This window comes from Deinococcus maricopensis DSM 21211 (assembly GCF_000186385.1).
In the GTDB taxonomy this organism is placed as follows: domain Bacteria; phylum Deinococcota; class Deinococci; order Deinococcales; family Deinococcaceae; genus Deinococcus_B; species Deinococcus_B maricopensis.
On record NC_014958.1, the window covers coordinates 2,338,581 to 2,360,063 of the forward strand.

21 protein-coding genes and 1 riboswitch are annotated in these 21,483 nt (G+C 70.5%); of the genes, 11 read left to right on the plus strand and 10 right to left on the minus strand.

Going from position 1 to position 21,483, the window contains the following annotated elements; translation table 11 throughout:
• Positions 1-6: 6 nt before the first annotated feature.
• The 6 genes from DEIMA_RS10895 to DEIMA_RS10920 form a co-directional block, all read right to left on the minus strand.
• Complete coding sequence (locus DEIMA_RS10895) at positions 7-291, minus strand: hypothetical protein (RefSeq protein WP_013557310.1); 285 nt, start codon at positions 289-291, stop codon at positions 7-9.
• Complete coding sequence (locus DEIMA_RS10900; RefSeq protein ID WP_013557311.1) at positions 288-869, minus strand: TerD family protein; 582 nt, start codon at positions 867-869, stop codon at positions 288-290. The genes DEIMA_RS10895 and DEIMA_RS10900 overlap by 4 nt, the downstream gene beginning before the upstream one ends.
• 40 nt (positions 870-909) lie before the next feature.
• Entirely contained in the window at positions 910-2,196 is a 1,287-nt protein-coding gene (locus DEIMA_RS10905) for a VWA domain-containing protein (RefSeq protein ID WP_013557312.1), read from the minus strand.
• A gap of 66 nt (positions 2,197-2,262) precedes the next feature.
• Positions 2,263-2,838, minus strand: a complete 576-nt coding sequence (locus DEIMA_RS10910; RefSeq protein ID WP_013557313.1) for a TerD family protein — start codon at positions 2,836-2,838, stop codon at positions 2,263-2,265.
• Between the two features lie 146 nt (positions 2,839-2,984).
• Positions 2,985-3,305, minus strand: coding sequence for a DMT family transporter (locus tag DEIMA_RS10915; RefSeq protein ID WP_245528312.1), 321 nt, complete (start codon positions 3,303-3,305; stop codon positions 2,985-2,987).
• A 5-nt stretch (positions 3,306-3,310) separates the two neighbouring features.
• Positions 3,311-3,850 carry a TetR/AcrR family transcriptional regulator gene (locus DEIMA_RS10920; protein WP_013557315.1) on the minus strand — a complete coding sequence of 180 codons (540 nt, stop codon included), beginning with the start codon at positions 3,848-3,850 and terminating at the stop codon, positions 3,311-3,313.
• 73 nt (positions 3,851-3,923) lie between these two features.
• On the opposite strand from DEIMA_RS10920, the gene recF reads away from it, so the two are divergent.
• Together recF and DEIMA_RS10930 are read left to right on the plus strand one after the other, a co-directional pair.
• Positions 3,924-4,997 carry a DNA replication/repair protein RecF gene (gene recF, locus DEIMA_RS10925; protein ID WP_043816679.1) on the plus strand — a complete coding sequence of 358 codons (1,074 nt, stop codon included), beginning with the start codon at positions 3,924-3,926 and terminating at the stop codon, positions 4,995-4,997.
• Positions 4,994-5,842 carry a DciA family protein gene (locus tag DEIMA_RS10930; RefSeq protein WP_013557317.1) on the plus strand — a complete coding sequence of 283 codons (849 nt, stop codon included), beginning with the start codon at positions 4,994-4,996 and terminating at the stop codon, positions 5,840-5,842. The genes recF and DEIMA_RS10930 overlap by 4 nt, the downstream gene beginning before the upstream one ends.
• Positions 5,843-5,911: 69 nt before the next feature.
• On the opposite strand, the gene DEIMA_RS10935 is transcribed toward DEIMA_RS10930, so the two are convergent.
• Positions 5,912-6,616, minus strand: a complete 705-nt coding sequence (locus tag DEIMA_RS10935; protein WP_013557318.1) for a hypothetical protein — start codon at positions 6,614-6,616, stop codon at positions 5,912-5,914.
• Between the two features lie 144 nt (positions 6,617-6,760).
• Between DEIMA_RS10935 and DEIMA_RS10940 the strand changes: the two genes are divergently transcribed.
• Entirely contained in the window at positions 6,761-7,276 is a 516-nt protein-coding gene (locus DEIMA_RS10940; protein WP_013557319.1) for a MogA/MoaB family molybdenum cofactor biosynthesis protein, read from the plus strand.
• Positions 7,276-8,055 carry a hypothetical protein gene (locus DEIMA_RS10945; RefSeq protein WP_013557320.1) on the plus strand — a complete coding sequence of 260 codons (780 nt, stop codon included), beginning with the start codon at positions 7,276-7,278 and terminating at the stop codon, positions 8,053-8,055. Before DEIMA_RS10940 ends, DEIMA_RS10945 begins: the two co-directional genes overlap by 1 nt.
• A 51-nt stretch (positions 8,056-8,106) precedes the next feature.
• On the opposite strand, the gene DEIMA_RS10950 is transcribed toward DEIMA_RS10945, so the two are convergent.
• Together DEIMA_RS10950 and DEIMA_RS10955 are read right to left on the minus strand one after the other, a co-directional pair.
• On the minus strand, positions 8,107-9,048 hold the full coding sequence (locus DEIMA_RS10950) for a ferritin-like domain-containing protein (protein WP_013557321.1): 942 nt from the start codon (positions 9,046-9,048) through the stop codon (positions 8,107-8,109).
• Positions 9,049-9,080: 32 nt separating this feature from the next.
• Positions 9,081-10,016 (minus strand): ferritin-like domain-containing protein, encoded by a 936-nt coding sequence (locus DEIMA_RS10955; RefSeq protein WP_013557322.1) that lies wholly within the window; start codon positions 10,014-10,016, stop codon positions 9,081-9,083.
• Positions 10,017-11,006: 990 nt separating this feature from the next.
• Here DEIMA_RS10955 and DEIMA_RS10960 point away from each other — a divergent pair.
• The 7 genes from DEIMA_RS10960 (at position 11,007) to DEIMA_RS10990 (ending at position 21,031) form a co-directional block, all read left to right on the plus strand.
• Complete coding sequence (locus DEIMA_RS10960) at positions 11,007-13,661, plus strand: valine--tRNA ligase (protein ID WP_013557323.1); 2,655 nt, start codon at positions 11,007-11,009, stop codon at positions 13,659-13,661.
• A gap of 126 nt (positions 13,662-13,787) precedes the next feature.
• Positions 13,788-13,871: riboswitch (cyclic di-GMP riboswitch) on the plus strand.
• A 243-nt stretch (positions 13,872-14,114) separates the two neighbouring features.
• Positions 14,115-14,603 carry a hypothetical protein gene (locus DEIMA_RS10965; RefSeq protein WP_013557324.1) on the plus strand — a complete coding sequence of 163 codons (489 nt, stop codon included), beginning with the start codon at positions 14,115-14,117 and terminating at the stop codon, positions 14,601-14,603.
• A gap of 18 nt (positions 14,604-14,621) precedes the next feature.
• Positions 14,622-15,428, plus strand: coding sequence for a CARDB domain-containing protein (locus DEIMA_RS10970; protein ID WP_013557325.1), 807 nt, complete (start codon positions 14,622-14,624; stop codon positions 15,426-15,428).
• Between the two features lie 60 nt (positions 15,429-15,488).
• Positions 15,489-17,918 (plus strand): carboxypeptidase-like regulatory domain-containing protein, encoded by a 2,430-nt coding sequence (locus DEIMA_RS10975; protein ID WP_013557326.1) that lies wholly within the window; start codon positions 15,489-15,491, stop codon positions 17,916-17,918.
• Between the two features lie 66 nt (positions 17,919-17,984).
• Entirely contained in the window at positions 17,985-18,860 is an 876-nt protein-coding gene (rapZ, locus tag DEIMA_RS10980) for an RNase adapter RapZ (protein WP_013557327.1), read from the plus strand.
• Between the two features lie 32 nt (positions 18,861-18,892).
• A complete protein-coding gene (locus DEIMA_RS10985) occupies positions 18,893-20,230 on the plus strand; it encodes a gluconeogenesis factor YvcK family protein (protein ID WP_013557328.1) in 1,338 nt (445 codons plus the stop codon).
• A gap of 57 nt (positions 20,231-20,287) precedes the next feature.
• Positions 20,288-21,031, plus strand: a complete 744-nt coding sequence (locus DEIMA_RS10990) for a glucodextranase DOMON-like domain-containing protein (RefSeq protein ID WP_245528313.1) — start codon at positions 20,288-20,290, stop codon at positions 21,029-21,031.
• Between the two features lie 58 nt (positions 21,032-21,089).
• Here DEIMA_RS10990 and DEIMA_RS10995 read toward each other — a convergent pair whose 3' ends face one another.
• A complete protein-coding gene (locus tag DEIMA_RS10995; RefSeq protein ID WP_013557330.1) occupies positions 21,090-21,482 on the minus strand; it encodes a winged helix-turn-helix transcriptional regulator in 393 nt (130 codons plus the stop codon).
• Position 21,483 lies beyond the last annotated feature (1 nt).

Here is a 21,483-nt window from a genome sequence, read left to right on the forward strand (position 1 = left end):
GTCCTTTCAGAGGTGAGGGAGCTTGGAGTGCGCGATGAGGACCACGTCGCGGACGTTGAAGTCCAGCGCGTGCGGCTCGCCGGGCGTGGCGGGCCGCTGATAACGGACGTTGGCGCTGGCGCCGCTGCCAGCGTAATACTTCCCGGTGCGGACCGTGAGGTCGAAGTGGTCCAGGTGTTCGGCGCTCAGGCGCACGTCGAGGCGCACGCCGCCAGCGAGCGTGACGGTGCACGGCACGCCGGCGGGGTCCTCGGTGTACACGAGGCGGCCATTCACGGTGGGGACACTCACAGGTACCGGCTCAGGGCGGGCACGAGTTCCGCGGCGGTGCGCCCGTTCAGGCGGTCGCCGAGGGCGGTGAGGCTCCACGTGCTGCCGTTGCGGACGAGTTTGACCATCACGAGGCCGGTGTGGCTGCCCTGTTCGCTGAGGTTCAGGCGCGCGATCTCCTGCCCGCTGACCTCGTCGACGACGCGCGCGAACGCGTTGGCGACCTTGTCGAAGGTCTGGCCGCGGAAGGAGTTCACGGTGAAGATCAGCGTGCGGGCCTTCGCGGGGAGGCGGGAGAGGTCCACGAAGATGCGTTCGTCGTCGCCGTCGCCCGCGCCGGTGAGGTTGTCACCGCCGTGGCGGATGGCGCCGCTCTGCCCGGTCAGGTGCCCGAAGTACACCGTCTCGACGTGCTCGCCGACGTCCGTGAACACCACGCATGAGGCGTCCAGGTCGATGCTGCCCCCGCCGCCGCCGAACAGGCCGCGCAGGCCGCCCGCTTTGGCGACGTCCCAGCCCAGGCCCAGGAAGACGCGTGTGAGGCCCGCGCCGCCCTTTTCGAGGCTGATGGTTTGTTGCTTGGTCAGTGAAATGCCCATACGCTCCTCAGGTACGCGCGCTCGCGACGGTTGGTTCCCGTCACGGCAGCAGGCCGCGGTTCCGCGCGGCGCTCAGCCAGCCGTCGTACTCCTGCAGCAGGCGCTCGTAGAATTCGGCGTCGCTCAGGCGATCCACGTCGCGGATGGCGACGAAGTCGGCGTTGTCCACGAAGCGGCCGCGCAGGTCGTCGAGTTTCTGCAGGAACGCGAAGCGTTCGTCGCCGACGCCAATGAACTTCCAGAACAGCGGTTCATGGCTGGCGTCGCGCAGCTGCTCCTCGGCGAGGTCGCGGCCCTGCGTTTCACCGTCCGTGACGAACAGGACGTACACCGGCAGGGCCTGCTGGACGGGCGCGCGGCGATGCTTGTGCTCGCCGAGGTAGTGACGGCGGACGGCCTGCATGGCGCGGCCATACTGCGTGCCCCCTTCGAGGGCGTGGCGGCGCATGACGCGGTCGACGGCGCCGGTGATGTCGGGAATGCCGATCTCGCCGACGTCGTGGGCGTGCTCGCCGAACAGGAACACGTCGAGGCGGCCGTCGTCGTCGAAGCGGCTGGCGAGCGCCAGGGCTTTTTCGGCGACGCGCTGCACCACGCCGTGGCGGTACAGGGTGCCCATGCTGCCGCTGATGTCGAGCACGAGGGCGACGCGGGCGGTGTGCTCGTCGAGGCCACGTTTTTTCAGACTGACCTCGGCCGCCTTCACGAGGCTGACGAGTTGCGGCGCGTGCGTTTCAATCTGCTTGTCGAGGCGCACCTGCGCCTGCTTCTTGAGGCTGACGGTCGGCGCGGGCGACGGTGCGGGCGTGCTGGGCGCGGTGGTGGCGGGCGGCGCCTCCTCGGCCTGACCGCCGAAGTACTCCAGCAGGGCCTGCAGACCGCCGCTGAAGCCCTCTCCGACGGCGGCGACCTTCCAGCCGCCCGCGTGACGGTACACTTCCGCGATCATTACGGCGCGTTCGGACGTGAGGGCCGCGCGCGGGTCGAAGGTGCCGGTCCCGAGCGTGAAGTGCAACGTGCCGGCCTCGCGAACGGGCCGGTCATCGTGCGTGGCGACGAACACGAGGCGGGCCACGCTGTCCGGCAGGGCGGCGAGGTTCAGCGTGAAGCGCGCGCGGCCCGCGCTGAGGTCGGCGCGCAGCTCACCGGCGGGGCTGGCAGGCTGGTTGTAGAACACGAAGTACCGGTCGTCCTGGAGTTTCCGGTCGGCGTTCAGGCCAAAGACGCTCACGTCAAGGCCGGGCAGGTCGAAGGTGACGTCGGCGGTGATGGTGGGCGGCGCGGCGAGGTCCGCGAGGTTGAGTTTCTGCCCGCGTTGAAGTTCCATGCTTACCTCATGCGGGGGCGGCAGGGGGCCGGGCTGCGCGCCCAGCCCCCTGCCGCCCCCGCCGGTTCAGGCGTTGACGCCGTAGCTGCGGACGAGGGCTTCGAAGCCCGCGTCGTACCCCTGTCCGATGGCCTTGAACTTCCACTCGCCGTTGTGGCGGTACACCTCGCCGAAGATCATGGCGGTGACGGTGCCGCCGTCCTCGGTGAGGTCGTAGCGGGCGATTTCGGTGCCGCCGTCGCCGTTCAGCACGCGGATGTAGGCGCGTTCGACCATGCCGAAGTTCTGCTTGCGGTTGGGACCGTCGTAGATGACGACGGCCGTGACGATTTTCTGCACGTCGGCGGCGACGCTCTCCAGGTTGATCTGGATGGTTTCGTCGTCGCCCTCGCCGGCGCCGGTGCGGTTGTCGCCGGCGTGGACGACGGTGCCGTCCGCGCTCTGCTTGTTGTTGAAGAACACGAAGTCGGCGTCGCTGCGGACCTTGCCTTGGTCGTTCACGAGGAACACCATGGCGTCCAGGTCGAAGTCGGCGCCGTCGGTCTTGCGGACGTCCCAGCCGAGACCCACGACGATCTTCTTGAGGCCGGGGGCTTCCTTGGTGAGGCTGACGTTGCCGCCTTTGGTCAGGGATACGGGCATGTTTTTTCCTCCTGAGGGGGTGTGGGATTGCGCGCCTATTGTACTCACGGCCTTGTGAGGCCTGGGGCGCGCGTGGGCGCGTGAAGGTTCACTCAAGGCCCACTGCCCACGGAGTACGCCGTTCACGCGAGAAAGGTTCCCGGCGTTCAGTGGCGGGCGCCGCCGCTGGCGTTCAGGACGACGACGCCGGCAATGATGAGCGCGATGCCGCCCAGCGCGCCCCACTGGAACGCGTCGCGGAAGTACACCCAGCCGATCAGGGCGGTGAGGGCCGTGCCGACGCCGCTCCACACGGCGTACGTGAAGCCCATGGGGAGCTGTGTGAGGACGCGGCTCATGAGCGTGAAGGCCGTGCCGTACCCGAGGACCACCACGACGCCCGGCAGGAAGCGCGTGAAGCCTTCGCTGGCGCGCAGGGCGCTGGTGCCGAGCACCTCCGCAAGGATGCTGAGGGCGAGAAGCAGCATGGGGTTCATGTGGGGCGGCCCCGGTGCAGCAGGTCGAGGGCGAAGGCGTGCAGGTCGGCGCGCTGCGTGGCCGTGAGCGGCGCGAGGCCCAACAGGTCCGTGAACCACAGGCCGTCTGCGGCGTGGACGATGAGGTGCGCGACGGCGCCGGGTACGCCGTCGGCTTCGGTACGGGCGCGGTAGGTGGCGTAGCGCGCGCGGATGGGCGTGAGCAGGTCGTCGCCGAGGTTCTGCGCGGCGAGCGTGAATAGCGGTCCGAGGTGGGGGTTGGGGGTGAGGCTGAGGTTCAGGTACGCGCGCGTAAAGGCGCCGTGCGTGTCCGGGTCGGCGGCGATGTGGGCGTCCAGGGCGGCGTCGAACGCGTCGAGTTCGCGGTGGAGCAGCGCGAGGGCCAGGGCGTCCTTGCTGGGGAAGTGGTAGAGCAGCCCGCCTTTGCTGACGCCGGCTTCACGGGCGACGGTGTCGAGGGTGAGGTGCTGCGCCCCGCGCGTCAGGACGCGTGCGGCGGCGTCCAGCAGGGCCTCGCGGTTGGAGGATCGAGCCATAAGCAAACTATACCGTCTGGACGGTACATACTTCATCACGGTGCCGCTCCCCCGCCACGCGTACAATGCTCACGTGCACCTGCGCGCCCTCACCACCCTGCATTACCGCAACCTCAGCCCCGCCACGCTGGACCTCCCGCGCGGCATCACCAGCATCTGGGGCGAAAACGGCGCAGGCAAAACCAACCTGCTGGAAGCCGCGTACCTCGCGCTCACCGGCCTCACCAACGCCCCCCGCGTCGAACAGCTCGTCACCCGCGGCGAACGCGAAGGCTACGTCCGCGCGGACCTCCACTCCGGCGGCAGCACCAGCATCCTCGAAGTCGGCCTCGCCCGCGGACGACGCCACGTGAAGGTCGACGGCGTCCGCGCCCGCAGCAGCGACCTCCCGCGCGGCAGCGCCGTCTGGATCCGCCCCGAAGACAGCGACCTCGTGTACGGCAGCCCCAGCGCCCGCCGCGCCTACCTCGACGCGCTCCTCTCGCGTCTCAGCGTCCGCTACGCCCACCAGCTCAGCCGCTTTGAGCGCACCCTCACGCAACGCAACGCCGCCCTCAAAAGCGGCGAAACGTGGGCCATGGACGTCTGGGACGACGCGCTCGTCACGCTCGGCAGCGAACTCATGACCATGCGCCGCCGCGTCCTCGTGCGCCTCGCGGAACTCACGCAGGCCGCCCACACGCAGCTCGGCGGGCACAAACCCCTCACGCTCGCCCTCACCGAAAGCACCACGCCCGAAACGTACCTGGCGGACCTGGCCGCCCGCCGCGCCGAAGAGCTCGCACGCGGCCAGACCGTCATCGGCCCGCACCGCGACGACCTCGCCCTCACCCTCGACCTGTTCCCAGCCGCGGACTTCGCCAGCCGCGGCGAGGCCCGCACCGTCGCCCTCGCCCTGCGCAAAGCGGAACTCGACCTGCTGCGCGAACGCTACGGCGAGAACCCTGTGCTGCTCATCGACGACTTCACCGCGGAACTCGACCCGAACCGCCGCCAGTTCCTGCTGGACCTCGCGCACAGCGTCCCGCAAGCCCTCGTGACCGGCACCGAGCACGCCCCGGGCGCGCGCCTCACCCTCCGCGCCGAAAGCGGCACCTTCATGCCCGACGCCGCCCAGCAACCCCTGCCGGCGGAGGCCACCCCATGAGCCGCCGCGGCGGTGGCCCCCGCAACATGAGCGCCCTGCTGCAGCAGACGCTCGGCAAACACCGCCTCGCCCGCGGCGTCGGCCGCGCCCGCGCCATTCTCGCGTGGCCCGGCGTGGTCGGCCCGGAACTCGCCCGCCTCACCCGTGCCCGCAGCCAGCACGGCCCCGTCCTGTACGTGGAAGCGCGCGACCACGTCCTCGCCAACTTCCTGACCATGCAGCGCATGATGTTCCTCGAACGTCTCCAGGCGGCCCTCGGCGACGAGAGCGTCACGGAGCTGCGCTTCACGGTGGGCACCATCCACCACAAACCCGCCGCGCCCCCACCCGAACCGCTGCCCGCCCCGGACCGCGAGGCCGCGCGGCGCATGGCGAGCGCCACGCAGGGCAGCGACCTGCACCGCGTCACCCTGAAAGCCGCCGAGGCCGTCACGCGCGCGCGCCGCTGGCGTGAACGCCAGGGCTACCGCCCCTGCCCGATCTGCGGGGAACCCACCCCCGAACACCCCTGCAAGGCCTGCCAAGTGACCCTGCAGAACCCCGTGGTGCGCCGCGCCGCGCACACCCTCACCCGCGACCCGGACCGCTACCCGCACCTCGTCACGTCGCTGACGGAGAGCGGCGCGGACGCCGCGCGGTACCTCGCGCTCGGCACGCTGCAGGAGCAGCTGGAGGTGCTGGCCCTCGAATGCGTGCGCAGCGGCGGCGAAGCCCACTACCGCGAGTTCCTCGCCCAGCAGGCCGACACGTACCTCTCCCTGACGCTCCGCAAACCGCGCGCCCTGCTGACCCCGCAGGACCGCCGGGCCCTGCCGGAGCGCGTGCAGCACGTCCTGAACGCCTGAGCGGCTCACCGAGCCGGCGTTCAGGACGCTAAGGGGTTCAACGCCCTGCGCGGGCGATCACCCTGGTCCTCAATGCCCCGGCGCCACCAGCAGGACCGCCTGCCCGTCGTGGTCGTCCGTGGTGAGCGTGGGCGTGTTCAGGGCGTTGCCGAGGTCCACGCTGCCCGCAGCCTTGAAGTCCGAGGTGTCCGTCATGCGGCGCGCGAAGTCGTCCCGGGCGACACGGAAGGAGTTGTACGGGTGGTGCATGCGCGCGAACAGCGCGAAGTCCTCTCGGCTGAAGCTGGCGATCCACACGAACCCGCGCGCGGTGCGGGCCGGGCCGAACACGCGGCCGTGGTTGTTGCTGCCCCACCAGGGCGCGTCACTGAACGCCTCGCCGTTCCCGGCGGGCTGCTGCGCATAACGCTCGCCGTTGATGACGCCGCTGTAGCCGGTGCTGTGACCGCCCTTCGGGCCGTACCCGGCGCGCGTGGCGGCGTCCAGCAGGCGCGCTGCGGCCTCCTCGGGGGTGGCAGCACGCTCGTCAATCAGGATGATGTTGATGGGTTCGCGCAGGCCACGCCCGGCGAGGGTCGTGTTCAGCCACGACGCCGGCTGGCCTTTCGGGTCGAGCATCCAGCGGCTCACGGTCACGCCCTCCCCGACGGGGCTGGTGTCGGTGGCGGCGGGGAGCACCTCGGCGGTGCGGGGCGTGGCGTTGTTGGGCATGACGGCGGGCGCGCACGCGGCGAGCAGCGCGGGCAGCAGGAGCGGACGGGCGAGTCTGAACATGGTGAACCTCGTTTCGTGGGTGGGTGGCTGGGAGTGTACCGCAGGGCCGAGGGGCCTCCACGCGCAACCTCGGCCGGCACACCACACGCGGGAATCGTGCCGTGACGCCCGACGCGCGCGCTGGGCGGCGCATACGATAGCCGCATGAGCCGCCCCGACCATCAACAGCAGGCCCCCCACACGGTGCGCGTCGCCGTCCTGACCATCAGCGACACGCGCACCCCCGACACGGACGAGAGCGGCACGTACCTGCAGGCGCACCTGCGCGCCGACGGGCACGACGTGACGGGGTACAGCATCGTGCCGGACGACGGCGTGCAGATCCGCGCGGCGATCATGGCGTTGATGCCGGTCGCGCAGGTGATCCTCACGACCGGCGGGACTGGCATCGCGGGGCGGGACGTGACCATCCCGGTGGTGGAGGGCCTGTTCACGAAGGCGCTGCCGGGGTTCGGTGAGCTGTTCCGCATGCTGAGCTACCGTGAGGTGGGCGGCGCGGCGATGCTGTCCCGCGCGACGGGCGGCCTGGCCGGAGAGACGCTGATCTTCGCGCTGCCGGGCAGCCTGAACGCCGTGCAGACCGCCTGGACGGGGCTGCTCCGCACGGAACTCGGGCACCTCGTGCATGAGGTGTTCCGGCAGGGGCAGGTGCGGCCCTGATGACGCTGAACATCACGCCGCTGTACGCCGTGGCGGTGCTGCTGATCGCGTTGTACCTCACGGGCCGCTACGTGCGCGAGACGGCGCGCGGGCGCACGCCGCGCCTCGCGTGGCTCGCTCCTGCAGGCATCTTGACGCTGCTGCTCGCCCCGGTGCTGGACGCCCCACCGCTGTTCGGGCTGGGCGTGGTGCTGCTGCTCGCCGCGGAGTACCTGCCGGGCGCGTACCTCGGGTGGGGGCTGCCACGCCGCGCGCCGCAGCCGGTCGGGGGGGCGTGGGCCATCACGAGCGCGCTGCTGATCCTGATGATGGGCCTCTCGGCGCAGCGTGAACAGTGGCTCTTCGCCGCGGGTGCCGCACTGGTGCTCGCCGCGGTGCTGGTGCGGACGCTGGCGGTGGCGCTGCGTGAGCGGAACGTCGCGCGCGCGTGGCGGGACGCCGGACGCCCGGTGGGGCTCGCGTTGCGCTTCAGTTCGGCAGTGGAGCCGCTCACGCCGGACCTGGAGTTGGAGCTCACGGGCGACGCGGCGCGCGTGCGGAACGTCGGCGCGTTCCCCGTGACGCTGCACGGCTGGACCCCCACGGCGTTCAACGCGTACCTGCCGGCCCTGCCGGAAACGCTGCCGGTCGGGGAGCAGGCCACACTGACGCCGTGGCCGGCAGGTAACTCGGGCCTGCGTATCTGGTACACCCGCGCGGGCGAGCCGACCACGTACCTGTACCGCGCGAACTGGACGCCGCCCGAAGGCCTGCCCGCGGACGCGCGCGTCCTGAACTGAAGCGCCGCAGCGGACGAGGTCGCCCTGTCAGGGCGACCTCGTCCGCCCGAGTCACTTGATGAGGCCGTTCACGCCGTTCGGGAAGAACCCGCCGCTCTTCGCGCCCGGCTGGAGGTAGACGATGTTCAGGACCTCGCGGGGCAGGCGGCTGAACGCCACCGCGTTCGCGTCGGACAGGACGATGTTCGCGTCGCCCGGGCGGAACGGTTCGGTGAGGCCCTGGTCCTTGTCGCCCGCACCATCAGCGGTATCGCGCAGGTCGCTGATGGCCTTCGTGACCTGCGCGACCGTGAGGCCCGCGGCGGCTTCCTGATCGCGGCGTTCGTACAGCATGCTGCGAATCGCGCCCGCGTGGTACCCCTCGACGGCGAGGATGCCGGCGGCCTGTTCGAGCACGCCGCCGGGGCGGTCGTCGTTGATGAGCGGCGACGCGCCCTTGTACGCGGTGACGCCGACGTCCTCGAAGATGTACGCACCGTGCAGGAAGAACAGGTCATTCAGGAACGGGTTGAAGCCCTTGATGGCGCCGCCGCTCGCGGCCTGCCCGGCCGCGTCGAACGCGCCGTTCAGGTCGATGACGGGGCGCGGCACGGGCGTCCCACCGAGCGCCGTGATGGTCTGAATCAGGAACTTCACGTGGGCGATCTCGTCACTGGCGAGTTCGTTCGCGAAATCGCGCACGTCGGTGTTCTGGAAGGGCACGCCGGTCAGGCCGGCGGGCAGGCGGATTTCCGCGTCGCCGCCGACGCCCTGCAGTTCCGCGAGGCGGCCGGTGGCGGCCAGGTAGAAGGCCGCTTCGAGGTACTCGAGGTTCAGGGCGAAGTTCAGGACGGCCGCGTCGACGCTCGTTGCGGGGAGGCCCGCAAGGTTCGAGAGGTCCAGCAGGGCGGGCGCGCAGGCGGTCACGCCGACGCCCACGCCGAGCAGGCCGAGGGTGCGCAGGGCCTGGCGGCGCGACGTGGGCGCGTTCAGGGGGGTTGAGGACTGGGTCATGGGGGTCCCTCCGGGGTGTTGAGTGGGGTGCGTTACTTGAGGTTGCCGTTCACGCCGTTCGGGAAGAACCCGCCGCTGGCCGCGTCCGCCTTCTGGTAGACGATGTTCAGGACCTCGCGGGGCGCGCGGCTGAACGCCACGCCGTTCTCGTCGGTGGGCACGATGTTGGACTCATTCGGGCGGGGGGCGTCGGCGATGCCCTGATCCTTGTCGGCGGCGCCGTCGAGGCTGTCGCGCAGGTCGCTGATGCCCTTGGATACCTGCGCGACCGTGAGGCCCGGCGCGACTTCCTGCGCGCGGCGCTTGTACAGCTGGTACCGGGTGGAGCCCATGTGGTATCCCTCGACGGCGAGGATGCCGGCGGCCTGTTCGAGCACGCCGCCGGGCTTGCGGTCACGGATGAGCGGCGATGCGCCCTTGTACGCGGTGACGCCGACGTCCTCCAGGGTGTGGCTCGCCAGCAGGAAGGACGTGTCATCCCGGAAGGGGTTGAAGTCCGTAATGCGCCCGCCAGTGGCGGCGTTCGCGGCGGCGGTGAACGCCGGGCCGATGTCGAGCACGGGGCGGGGAATGGGCACGCCGCCGAGCGCGGTGATGGTCTGAATCAGGAAGCGCACGTGCGAGAGTTCGTTGGTGGCGAGTTCGTTCGCGAAGTCGCGGATGTCGCCCGACTGGAACGTCATGGGCGCGAGGCCGGTGACGCCGTCGGGCACGCGAATCTCGGCGTTCCCGCCGAGGCCGCCGAGTTCGCGGATGCGGCCGGTGGCCATGAGGTAGAAGGCCGTCTCGAGGTATTCGAGGTTCAGGGCGAAGTTCAGGATGTCGACGTCGAGGTTGGGCTTGTCGGCGCGGGGGGTGGTGCTGGGCGCGCAACTGGCGAGGGCGACGCCAGCGCCGGCCACGCCGAGGCCACGCAGGAACTGGCGGCGCGAGGTGGGCGCGTGGGGGGTGGTGCCTTCTGGGCTCATGAGGTCCTCCGGAGTGGGGCAGGTGGCGTTGATGCCGGGCTGGGGCGACACCGCATGAAGCGCACCCCGAGGTGGGGTGGTGCTTTGATGGTGTCTGTGGTGGGCGAGATCAGGGTGGCGGCTGTGTTCCTCGCCACCGTACTCAGGGGGGTGGCCACGGCGATGACAGTGGACTGAAGCTGCCATTGAGGAAACCGTCACGCTCCGTAGAGAAGTGGGCTCAACACACGAACGCTCCGTGTGCCCGCGTACAGAGCGAACGGAACGTCCGGTCAGGAAGGTTGCGCGCGACGGTGCACGCGGCGCCCCCGGCCCACCGCGCAGGTACTCCACCGTGAACGCCAGGTCGCTCCCGCCCCCCTCGCATCAACCGGCTGTCGCAGGGACCAACGCGCCAGGTGACCGACCTCGGGCCGCGTCCAGCAAGGGCACAAGGTGCACCGCCGAAGGGACAGGTTAACCGTCCACAGCGCCTGAGGAACGGCACGGTGGAGCCCGTGATCACCACTTGGCCTGCGCGTGAGCGGTCCAGGCTCACGCGCAGGCCGGGCGTCACCGCGCACCTCCTGAGGGCCGGCGGTGGTCTGTGACCGAGCCACGCCTTCCCTTACGCTGCCGGGAACGCCCGGGGTTCACCTTGGCGCATTCGGCGGATGCGCGCGCGGGCCGACACGCCGTATACTTCAGGGGCGATGACCGGGAAGAGTACCCGGCGCGGCCCCCACAGGAAGGCGTTCCCGCGACTGAGAGGAACGCTGGTCAGGCGCCCGGCGAACGTCACCCGCGAGCACGCCCGCAGAACCCCCCGCAGCCGGGGGCAGTAGAGCGGGCCGGGCGCGCCCGTTACAGCGCACCTTCGAGTGCCGCACACCCGTGCGGAATCGCGGTGGTACCACGGGACCCTTCACGTCTCGTCCGCGCACCCCTGAGCGGGGTCGTCCCGGACGAGACGTTGCTTGTGGTCCGGGCAGCCCCGCGCGAAGGAGCCATATGCAGGAACACCCCATCCCCGACACGAACGACACCGCGCTCAGCAAAGCCTTCGACCCCGCCAGCGTCGAGCCGAAATGGGCGCGTATCTGGGCGCAGGAGCCGTTCCGCGCGGACGCAACCAGCAGCAAACCCCCGTTCACGATCGTCATTCCGCCGCCGAACGTCACCGGGAACCTCCACCTCGGGCACGCGCTCGACAACACCCTTATCGACACGCTGATTCGCTACAAGCGCATGGCGGGCTTCGAGGCGCTGTACCTGCCGGGCACGGACCACGCCGGCATCAGCACGCAGGTGGTCGTCGAGCGGCAACTGAAGGTTGAAGGCAAGACCCGCTTCGACCTGGGCCGCGACGCGTTCCTGGAGCGCGTGTGGGCGTGGAAGCAGGAGTCCGGCGGGACGATCCTGAATCAGCTGCAGCGCCTCGGCGTGAGCGCCGACTGGACGCGCGAGCGCTTCACGATGGATGAGGGCCTGTCGCGCGCCGTGCGGCACGAGTTCGTGCGCCTGTACCACGAGGGCCTCGCGTACCGCGGCGAACGCATGGTGAACTGGGACCCGGCCAGCCAGACGACGCTCAGCGACCTCGAAATCGACCGCGAGGTCCGCAAGGGCAAGATGACCACCCTCCGGTACGCCCTGGAGGACCAGACGCTCGCGGCGAGCAACGGCGAGGCCGGGGAAATCCTGATCGCCACGGTCCGCCCGGAGACGATCTTCGCGGACCAGGCCATTGCCGTACACCCCACAGACGCGCGCTTCGCGCACCTCGTCGGGCAGCGCGCCCGCATCCCCCTCACGGACCGGTTCATTCCGATCATTGCGGATGAGGCCGTCGAGATGGAGTTCGGCGTGGGCGCCCTGAAGATCACGCCCGCGCACGACCCGACCGACTTCGAGGTGGGCGAACGCCACAGCCTCTCCCGCCCCAGCGTCATCGACCTGAACGGGCACCTCACTTCGGACCTCGTGCCGGAAGCGTTCCGCGGCCTGGAGCGCTTCGACGCGCGCAAGAAGGTCATCGCGGCGCTGCACGAGGCGGGCGCCGTCGTGGAGGAGAAGGACCACCAGACGGCCATCGGCCTGTCCGAACGCACCAAGGTGCCGGTCGAGCCGATCATCAGCACCCAGTGGTTCGTGCGCATGAAGCCCATGGCGGACGCCGTCCTCGCGGGCCTGGACCGCGGCGACATGCAGCTCGTCCCGGACCGCTACACCAAAGTGAACCGCGACTGGCTGGAGAACATCCGCGACTGGAACATCAGCCGCCAGTTGTGGTGGGGGCACCGCATTCCCGCGTGGTACGACGACGCCGGAAACGTGTACGTGCCGGACCTGGAGAACCCGGACCTCGACTGCGATCAGGACCCCCGCTACGCGCACCTGAACCTGCGCCGCGACCCGGACGTGTTCGACACGTGGTTCAGCAGCAACCTGTGGCCGTTCAGCACGCTCGGCTGGCCGGACGAGGCCAGCGAGGACTACCGCAAGTTCTACCCCACGCAGGTGCTCGTCACCGGGTACGACATCCTGTTCTTCTGGGTGGCGCGCATGCAGATGGCCGCGTACCACTTCACGGGGCGCGCGCCGTTCAGCACCATCATGCTGCACGGCCTGTACCTGGACGCGAAGGGCCAGAAGATGAGCAAGAGCAAGGGCAACGGCGTGGACCCGCTGGAGCTCTTCGAGCAGTACGGCGTGGACGCCGCACGCTTCGCGTTCACGTACCTCAGCACGGGCGGGCAGGACATCAAGCACGACCCGCGCCGCTTCGAGCAGGGCCGCAACTTCGCGAACAAACTGTGGAACGCCGCGCGCTTCGCGTTCATGAACCTCGAAGGCGAGCCGGAAGCGGGCGAAGCGACCCTCGCGGACCGCTGGATTCGCAGCCGCCTGAACGACACGGTCCGCGAAGTGACCGCGCACCTCGACGCGTTCGACATCGGCGCGGCCATCCGCACGGCGTACGCCTTCACGTGGGATGAGTTCTGCGACTGGTACATCGAGGCGGCCAAACCCGCCCTGCGCGCCCGCAACGCCGCCACGCGCGCCACCCTCAAGGACGTGCTGGAAGGCATCCTGAAGCTCCTGCACCCGTTCATGCCGTTCATCACGAGCGAAATCTACGAGGCGCTGAACCACAAGCGGCAGCTCGCCGTGCACTCCTGGCCGAAACACAACCCGGACGCGTTCGACGCGGAAGCGACGCGGGCGTTCGCCGCGCTGCGCGCCACCGTGAGCGCCGCGCGCAGCCTCAAGAGCGAACTGGGCCTCAGCCCGCAGGACCGCCTGGGCGTCGTCGTGGAAGGCGAACTGCTGGGCACCATTCAGGAGAACCGCGCCGTCGTGGAAAGCATCGCGCGCGTGAACATCCAGGACGCCCTGGAGGGCCGCACGCTGAGCGCCATCGAGGCGGGCGTGACGGTGCGCGCGCCCCTGGAGGGGACCGTGGACCTCCAAGACTGGCTCGGCAAGCAGCAGAAACGTCTCGTGGAGCTGAACAAGCAGATCCAGCAGGCGCAGGGCAAACTCAGCAATGAGGGCTTCGTGGCGCGCGCGCCGCAGGACGTCATTGACGAGGAGCGGCGCCGCGTGACGGACTTCACTGCGCAGAAGGAACGACTGGAGCAGGTGCTGCAACAGTTCGCTTGAAGTAGGCGTGACGAGCGGGGCGATCAGGAGTCCTGATCGCCCCGCTCGTCTGGTCAAGCCCTGGCTGCCGCACCACAGGGCCTGCCCCGCACTTGTAAGGGTTCTGTCAGCGGAATTTCATAATCTCTTCACAGACGAGGCAAGGAAACGCGCAGTGCATCCGGGCACCTGCTGCGCGTCGAGCCAGTGGTGCGACCGACGTCCCCCGCAGTTCCGCGCGCTCGCCGCGCCTGCATGGCCGACCCCCCGCCGTCATGCAACCGAACTGCCCTCAGGTCCGGAGACACGTCGCGCACCCCTCAGACCAGGCTGCTCACACGTTCCGGCGGCTGCCCCGGGTCACACCCGGACGGCGACCAGACCGGCACCACGCTTGAGCGCCGATCCAAGCGGTCGCTGCACGACTCTCTCCGACAAGGTCCCCTCCCCTTTCCATCTTCCAGGAGCCTGCACATGCGTAAACTCATCGCGCTGACCCTCGCCGTCGCCACCCTCGCCCCCAACGCCCTCGCTGACTCGAAAAGCGACCAGACTGTGTCGTACGGCATCGCCAAGATTGCTGAAGTCGCGTTCGGAACTGAACCCATCAACTTCTCGTTCCAACTGTCGGACTTCACCGTGGGCGAGCAGGAGTCCAAGCCTAAATACGCCGCTGACACCCTGAGCGTCATGACGAACATGAAGAGCACCGTGAGCTTCAACGTGTATGACAGCACCGACACGGCCCTCAGCCTGTACGACGTGCCCGGTCTGGCCTCCCTGTTGATGGATTTCGGGACCGACTCGATGATCGCGCCGTTCAGCGTAGGCGCCAACACCCTGTCTGTGAGTGCCGGAACGTCCATGACGATGCCGTTCCAGTGGGTGGCCGTGGCGAACCTGAAGGCGCCGCAGGTCGACGCGAAGTCCTTCATCGTCCGCGCGACGATCGTCGGGCAGTAACACCGGACGGGTGATGTGATGGCGCGTCTGCGTGTCCGTTCCCTGCTGGCTCTGGCGGCGCTGCTGGGCTCCGCCGCGAGCGCCCGCGTCAGCGTCGGCAGCCCCCTGTTCGTAAGTGCGACGGCCGCGCCCGGCGAGACGATCAAGGGGACGCTGCTGCTGCAGAACACCGCGAGTACGCCCGCGCGGGCGCGCCTGTACCTCACCGACTACCGCTTCTCCCCGGAAGGCGGTCGTCAGTTCGACGCGCCCGGCAGCCACCCACGCTCCAGTGGGCCGTGGGTGAGTCTCGGGCAGGAGGTCGTGGTGGTGCCGGCGAACGGCACGCTGGAAGTGCCGTACACCATCCACGTTCCGGAGCGCGTGGCGCAGACCGGCAGCTACTGGAACCTCGTGATGGTGGAACCGGTCGACGAGAACGACGCGCTCGTCAGTGGCGCCCTACCGAGCGGTATGACCTTCAAGCAGGTCACGCGGTACGCGGTGCAGCTGCTCACGAACGTGGGCGCGGACGCCAAACCCGTGGTGGCGTTCAAGAATCCCGTCATCAACAAGTCGACCGCCGGGAAGCCCCTGCTGAACGTGACGCTGGAGAACACCGGCACGCAGTACGTGGCCCTGAACGTGTACGCCGAGGTGTACGCGGCGGGGAAGCTGGTGCGGCGCGTGGATGTGGAAGGCAGCCGCCTGTACCCGGGCACGTCGGAGCGGGAAGCTATTGAGTTGCCCCTCACGGAGGTGGGCGACTACCAGATTCTCGTGGTCGCGGACGGCGGGGAAAACAAGCTCTTCGGCGTGCGCTACAACCTGAACATCCCGAAGTGACCATGGGTGCCGATGCCGCCCGAACGACCTGAACTGACACGTCTTCGTCCGTCCCGCCAGGTGCGCCGCGCGCTCCTGGCGGCGCTGTTGTGCGCGGGGCCGGGCGCGCGCGGGCAGGCGCTGGAGGTGCGGACGTCCACGCCCGCACCTGCGCAGACGCGAGCGGTGACGGTCGGGTACGAGGTCCGCAATCCTGGCGCGGACGCGCAGGTGTTCGAGCCGACGCTGGTGCTGCCGTCAGGGTGGACGATGCTGGTGCCGCCCACCAATGAGCGCGTGGAGGGCGGTCAGGTACGTTCGGGAATGTTCGTGGTGGTGCCGTCCGGGTCGGTGCTGGCGGGGACGTACGCGGGGGTGCTGCGGGTGGCGGGCGGGCTGGAGGTGCCGTTTCCGCTGGTGGTGGCGCGTCGACCGGCACTCGGAGTCGTGGTGGCGGACGCGCCACGCGCGAGTGCCGGCGATTACGCGGCGCGGTTCATGGTGACGAACGAGGGGAACGTCGCGGAGGACGTGCGGTTCGGGGCGCTCAGCAACCTGGGAGCTCTGCTGGACGTTCAGCCGTCGACAGCGCGACTCGCGCCGGGCGCGCAGGTGGAGGTGGTGGTGCGCGTGACCCTTCCGGACGCCGTGGCGACCGAGCAGCACGCCGTGCAGTTGACCGCGAAGGGTGCGGCTACGGCGTCGGCGAGCGCGGTGACGACCGTGCCGACGCGGCGTGGCGTGTCGGGCGCGGCGACGTTGCCGGTGCGGGTGGAGGTGAGCGGGGGGACGGGGGGCGTGGATGGGCGCGTGACGGGGGCGGGGACCCTGCCGGGCGGCCTGAAGTTCCGCGTGCAGCTGGATCGCCGGACGCCGCTGGTGGCCGTGGAGGGTTCGCGGTGGGTGGGCAGCGCGGGCGTACTGGCGGTGGGGCGCGTGCCGGGGAACGCGGTGACCGTTCCGGGCGTGAAGCTCACGTACCGCGGGGATGCCTGGGCGGTGGACGGCGCGGTGGGGTGGCGCGCGGCGGAGCGGGCGGGCGTGTTGTTGGGAGTGGCTGCGCAGGCGTCCCCTGCGCCTGGGGTGCGCCTGATGGCGGACGCGCGCTGGCAGGCGGGCGCGCTTGCGTGGGCGGCGGACGCGCAGTGGGCGAGGCCGCTGCGCGGTGGGGCGTGGCAGCTTCAGGCAACCGCGTCGGGTGAGCCTTCGGGCGTGATGAATGTCCGGGCGGCGGGGCAGGTGCACGCGGCTGCGGTGGGCGCGCACGCGGAGTACGCGGCGAGCATCGAGCCGGGTGGGATGGTGTGGGACGCGCGGGTGGACGGCACCTGGACGCCGGGGGCGTGGGCGTTCGGGGTGGGAGCGCATGCGGGCACGACGCGGCTGCGGCCCTGGCCGGAGCTGGAGGTGAACGCGAGCGGCGCGTACCGCTGGGCGGGCGGTGCAGCGTTGAAGGTGGCGTCCGTGGCGCGCACGCGCTTCGGGGTGCAGCCGCCGGACGTGGAGGCGCGCGTCACATTGGACGTGCCGGGTGCGGTGCGGGTCCGGCATGAGCTGTTGTGGGCGTCCGCGTCGGGCAGCGTGGCGTATAACGCGACGGCGCAGATGAGTGCCTGGGGGGGAGCGCTGGGGGTACGGGGCGGCGTGTCGGCGTCGCCCGCGGCGGAACCGCAGGTTCGTGTGGGGGCGTCGTGGGCGGGGCCGGTGACGTCCCGACTGACGGTGAAGGCCGCGGTGGGTACGGAGCGCCTGGGGGTGGCGCCGTGGACGCTGGACGCGCAGGGTGAGTACCGGTTTACGCCGTCCAGCACGGTGGGGTTGAGTTCGTCGTTTGCGCTGGGTGGGGAGGGCGTGCGCCTGAACTCGCTGCGTGTGACGTACCGGACGTCCCTGAGCGTGCCGCTGCCGGACCGGAGCGCGGCGCGGGTGTCGGGGCGCGTTCTGGATGAGGCGGGCGCGCCGGTAGCGGGCCTGCGGGTAGTGTTGGGCGCGCGCAGCGCCGTGACGGACGCGCGTGGCGTGTACACCTTCGAGGGCGTTCCGGCGGGGACGCAGGTGATCGCGGTGGACTTGGCGGCGTTGGGGGTCGAGCGGGTGGCGTTTCCGGGCCTGGGGACGCCCTTGGTGGTGCAGCCGGGGGCCGTGGCCACGCGGGATTTCCTGGTGATGCGCGCCGCGACGATCACGGGAGTGGTGCGCGCGCCCGATGGGACGCCGGTGCGGGGGCTGCTGCTGGAGTTGACGGACGAGACCGGGAGTGTCACGCGGACCTTCTCGGGCGCGCAGGGGACGTTCGCGTTCCGTGGGCTGGTGCCGGGGCCGTATCGCCTGCGGGGTGTGCCGGAGTCGTTGGGTGGCGGGCCGTTCGATGTGACGCTGCCCTCCCCCACCCTGGAGGTGCCCTCCGGGGCGACGGTGCCCGTGGCGGTGACGGTCACGGCGGTCGAGCGGCAGATTCAGCTGCAGGACGGCGGGACGCTCACGCCGCTGACGCCCCCGACGGGACCCTGAGGTGCATGAGCGGGCCTTGACGCGGGGCGGACCTTTGCGGGCGAGCGCGCGCACTATGCTGGGCGCATGCAGTTCACCGTGCTGTCAGGCCTGAGCGGCGCCGGCAAGAGCACCGCCATGCGGGCCCTGGAAGACGCCGGCTTTTTCGTCACCGACAACCTTCCCCCGGAACTCTGGGTGGCGATGTACGACCTGAGCCGCGCGTCCGGCGCGCAGCGCGTCGCGGTCGTCACGGACGCCCGCACGCGCGAGTTCCTGCCGGCCCTGGAGGGCAGCTGGCAGCGTCTCTCGCGGCGTGAGGGCGTGCGCGTGGTGTTCCTGGAAGCGACGGATGAGGTGCTGCTGCGCCGGTACAACCTGACGCGCCGCGCGCACCCGATGGGTGAACACAGCCTGATGGCGGACTTCGACCGGGAGCGGGCGCTGCTGGCGCCGCTGCGGGCGCTCGCGGACGTCGTGATCGACACGACGGACCTGGACGCGCGGGCGTTCACGGACCGGCTGCGGGGGCTGTTCGACCTGCAGTCGAGTTTCGACCTGCGGCTGATCAGTTTCGGGTTCAAGCATGCGCCGCCGCGCGACGCGGACCTCGTGCTGGACATGCGCGGCCTCCCGAACCCGCACTATGACCCGGTGCTGCGCCCCAAGTCCGGTCTGGATGCGGACGTGGCGGCGTACGTGTTCAACGGGCCGGACAGCGAGGCGTACTACGCGCACGTGCAGGAGTTCGTGCGCGCGAGCGCAGACGCGGCGCGCCGCGGCGGGCGGCACAGTTACAGCGTCGCCATCGGCTGCACGGGCGGGCAGCACCGCAGTGTGGCCGTGGCGGAGCGGCTGTGCCGGGACCTGCATGACCTGGGGGCGCGCGTGATTGCGCACCGGGACGTGCAGCGCGGCGAGGACGACGCGGCGATGCCGGTGGCGCCCCGGGAAGGCGTGTGAGGCGCGTGGCGCGGCCTTCGCTGGAGCGGCGCATGCGCGCGTTCAGCGTTCACCCGGACGCGCCGGTGCAGGCGCGCCGCGCCGTGAAGTGGCTCGCGCCGGGCATGGGCGTCAAACGCTGGGTGACGCTGTTCGTGGCGTGCGCGGCGCTGCTGGCGCTGGGGTTCATGCACCTGGTGTGGACGGGGCCGCTGCATTTCGTGGCGACGCGCTGGATTCTGCGGTTGAATGCGCTGGTCGAGCCGGGGCCGGTGCCGCTGTGGGTGGCGGGCGCGGTCGTGATGGCGTTGGCGTTCGTGGGCGCGGTGTGGTCGGTGCTGATGCTGAACCGTTCGCTGCTGTACGCGACGGGCACCAGCCCGAGCATGGCGGTGGACGTGATCTATTCGCGGCGGTCCCTGTCGCGCGGCGCGCGCATCGTGGCGATTGGCGGCGGTACGGGGCTGAGCAACCTGCTGGCGGGCCTAAAGGCGCACACCGGGAACATCACGGCGATTGTGACGGTCGCGGACGACGGTGGGTCGTCCGGGCGGCTGCGCGAGGCGCTGGACATGATCGCGCCGGGGGACCTCACGGACTGCCTCGCGGCGCTCAGTGACAGTCCGGTGCTGGCGCGGCTGCTGCTGCACCGCTTTCGGCGCGGGGAGGGCCTGGAGGGGCATACGTTCGGGAACCTGATGCTCGCGACGCTCAGTGAGGAGCAGGGCGGCCTGCAGGACGCCATGAGTGAACTGCACGAGGTGCTGAACATCTGCGGGCGCGTGTACCCGGCCACGACGAAGCCGGCGACGCTGCTCGCGCACCTGGAGGACGGCAGCGTCATCGCCGGGGAGAGTCAGCTGGCGGTGGAGCGCGCGGGGCGGGGCGTGACGCACATCACGCTGGAGCCGCCGGACCTGCCGGCGCTGCCGGCCGTGCTGGAGGCGATCGCGTCGGCGGACATGATCGTGCTCGGGCCGGGGAGTCTGTTCACGAGCCTGATTCCGGCGATTCTGGTGCCGGACGTGGCGCACGCGCTGCGCGCGTCCTCGGCGCCGATCGTGTACGTGGCGAGCCTGATGACCGAGCCGGGCGAGACGGACGGGCTGACGCTCGAGGAGCATGAGCGGATGATCGCTCGGCACCTGAACCGCGCGCCGGACGTGGTGCTGGTGAACAGCGCGCCGATTCCGCTGGGCGTGCGTGAGCGGTACAGCCGTGAGGGCGCGCACGTGCTCGGCACGCACGGGTACCTGAGTGGCGCGTTGCGCCGGCGGGTGCGGTACGCGCCGGTGCTGCAGCAGGGGCACGCGCGGCACGATCCGGCGAAGCTGGCGGCGGCGCTGCTGGCATTGCTGTCGGAGCTGCCGCACGCGCACCCGGACGAGTGACGCGGGCGCGCGTGGGCGCTCGCGCGCGCCTCACTTCCGCGGACTATACTTGCTCGCGTGTTGCTTTCCGCCGTCATGGCCGCCCTGATTTCCCTTCCTGACGCGACTGGTGACGCGCGCGGCGACGGTGCGTACGTCCTGCCGCGCGTGCCGGCCATCACGGAGGACAGCGTGGATTTGCGGTCGTTCCGCGCGGAGAACGCGGGCGGGAAGTTAAGGCTCACGGTGACGCTCGGGGCGCTGCAGAATCCGTACGGGGCGCCGTTGGGGTTCAGTAGCGCGGCGGTGGACGTGTTCATCAAGACGCGGGTGGGGGGCGCTCAGACGCTGAGTGGCACGGGCTTCCAGGCGCCGGCCGGGGACGGCTGGCAGTACCACTACCGCGTGGACGGCTGGGGCGCGCGCGTGTGGTTCGTGCCGGACGGGCAGCGTGAGCCGGTGGAGCGCCAGGTGCGGACGAACGTGCGCCTGAGCGGGTCGAGCGTGGTGCTGGATACGACCATTCCGGCGGGGAAGTACTCGTACTGGGTGACGAGCAGCGTGTATTCGCCGTTCACGCGGGATGGGACGCTCGCGCCGACGCTGAGTGGCGCGGACGCGAGCCTGCATGCGCCGCGGGCGGGCATGCCGTCGCCGGTGGACGTGATCGCGAATGGCGAGCAGGCGCAGGCGTACGTGACGCACGTGCTGGCGCCGCAGGGGGAGGTGCGGGATCGGCGTTCGGTGGCGCTGCTCGCGCTGGCGGGCGTGGCGTTGCTGCTGGGGTTGTTCGCGAGTTTCCGCGCGTGGCGCAAGAACTGAGCGACGGAGGCCGTTCCGGAGCGGCGGGCGCCCCTTACTCGCCGCTCTGCTGGTGACGTCAGGGTGACGGGGGGGTCCGGAAGGCGGCGCGGGCGCGCATGACGGCGTCGTGGTGGCGTTCCGCCCAGAGCCACACGCCGCACAGGGCCTCGCTGAGGCTCAGGCCGAGGTCGGTGAGGTGGTATTCGACTTTCGGTGGGACGACGGGGTGGACGGTGCGGCAGACGATGCCGTCGTATTCCATCTGCCGGAGGGTTTTGGTGAGCATCTTCTGGCTGATGTCGCCGACGAGGTCCCCGAGTTGCGTGAAGCGCAGGGTGCCGTGTTCGGTAAGGGTCTCGAGGATGATCATGGTCCATTTGTCGGCGATGCGCGCGATGACTTCGCGGACGAGCTGGTCCACCTCTGGGGTGGAGGCGTGCGGCGCGGCGGGCGCCTGCTGACTTTCCATG

What these genes read in the sequence shown, in the direction of transcription:
- DEIMA_RS10915 (WP_245528312.1), bottom strand. Translation starts at nt 3,305, where the DNA reads ATGCTGCTTCTCGCCCTCAGCATCCTTGCGGAGGTGCTCGGCACCAGC.
- DEIMA_RS10945 (WP_013557320.1), top strand. Translation starts at nt 7,276, where the DNA reads ATGACGCTGAACATCACGCCGCTGTACGCCGTGGCGGTGCTGCTGATC.
- DEIMA_RS10955 (WP_013557322.1), bottom strand. Translation starts at nt 10,016, where the DNA reads ATGAGCCCAGAAGGCACCACCCCCCACGCGCCCACCTCGCGCCGCCAG.
- DEIMA_RS10930 (WP_013557317.1), top strand. Translation starts at nt 4,994, where the DNA reads ATGAGCCGCCGCGGCGGTGGCCCCCGCAACATGAGCGCCCTGCTGCAG.
- DEIMA_RS10960 (WP_013557323.1), top strand. Translation starts at nt 11,007, where the DNA reads ATGCAGGAACACCCCATCCCCGACACGAACGACACCGCGCTCAGCAAA.
- DEIMA_RS10950 (WP_013557321.1), bottom strand. Translation starts at nt 9,048, where the DNA reads ATGACCCAGTCCTCAACCCCCCTGAACGCGCCCACGTCGCGCCGCCAG.
- DEIMA_RS10995 (WP_013557330.1), bottom strand. Translation starts at nt 21,482, where the DNA reads ATGGAAAGTCAGCAGGCGCCCGCCGCGCCGCACGCCTCCACCCCAGAG.
- DEIMA_RS10965 (WP_013557324.1), top strand. Translation starts at nt 14,115, where the DNA reads ATGCGTAAACTCATCGCGCTGACCCTCGCCGTCGCCACCCTCGCCCCC.
- DEIMA_RS10970 (WP_013557325.1), top strand. Translation starts at nt 14,622, where the DNA reads ATGGCGCGTCTGCGTGTCCGTTCCCTGCTGGCTCTGGCGGCGCTGCTG.
- DEIMA_RS10940 (WP_013557319.1), top strand. Translation starts at nt 6,761, where the DNA reads ATGAGCCGCCCCGACCATCAACAGCAGGCCCCCCACACGGTGCGCGTC.
- rapZ (WP_013557327.1), top strand. Translation starts at nt 17,985, where the DNA reads ATGCAGTTCACCGTGCTGTCAGGCCTGAGCGGCGCCGGCAAGAGCACC.
- DEIMA_RS10920 (WP_013557315.1), bottom strand. Translation starts at nt 3,850, where the DNA reads ATGGCTCGATCCTCCAACCGCGAGGCCCTGCTGGACGCCGCCGCACGC.
- DEIMA_RS10985 (WP_013557328.1), top strand. Translation starts at nt 18,893, where the DNA reads ATGCGCGCGTTCAGCGTTCACCCGGACGCGCCGGTGCAGGCGCGCCGC.
- DEIMA_RS10910 (WP_013557313.1), bottom strand. Translation starts at nt 2,838, where the DNA reads ATGCCCGTATCCCTGACCAAAGGCGGCAACGTCAGCCTCACCAAGGAA.
- DEIMA_RS10900 (WP_013557311.1), bottom strand. Translation starts at nt 869, where the DNA reads ATGGGCATTTCACTGACCAAGCAACAAACCATCAGCCTCGAAAAGGGC.
- DEIMA_RS10935 (WP_013557318.1), bottom strand. Translation starts at nt 6,616, where the DNA reads ATGTTCAGACTCGCCCGTCCGCTCCTGCTGCCCGCGCTGCTCGCCGCG.
- DEIMA_RS10905 (WP_013557312.1), bottom strand. Translation starts at nt 2,196, where the DNA reads ATGGAACTTCAACGCGGGCAGAAACTCAACCTCGCGGACCTCGCCGCG.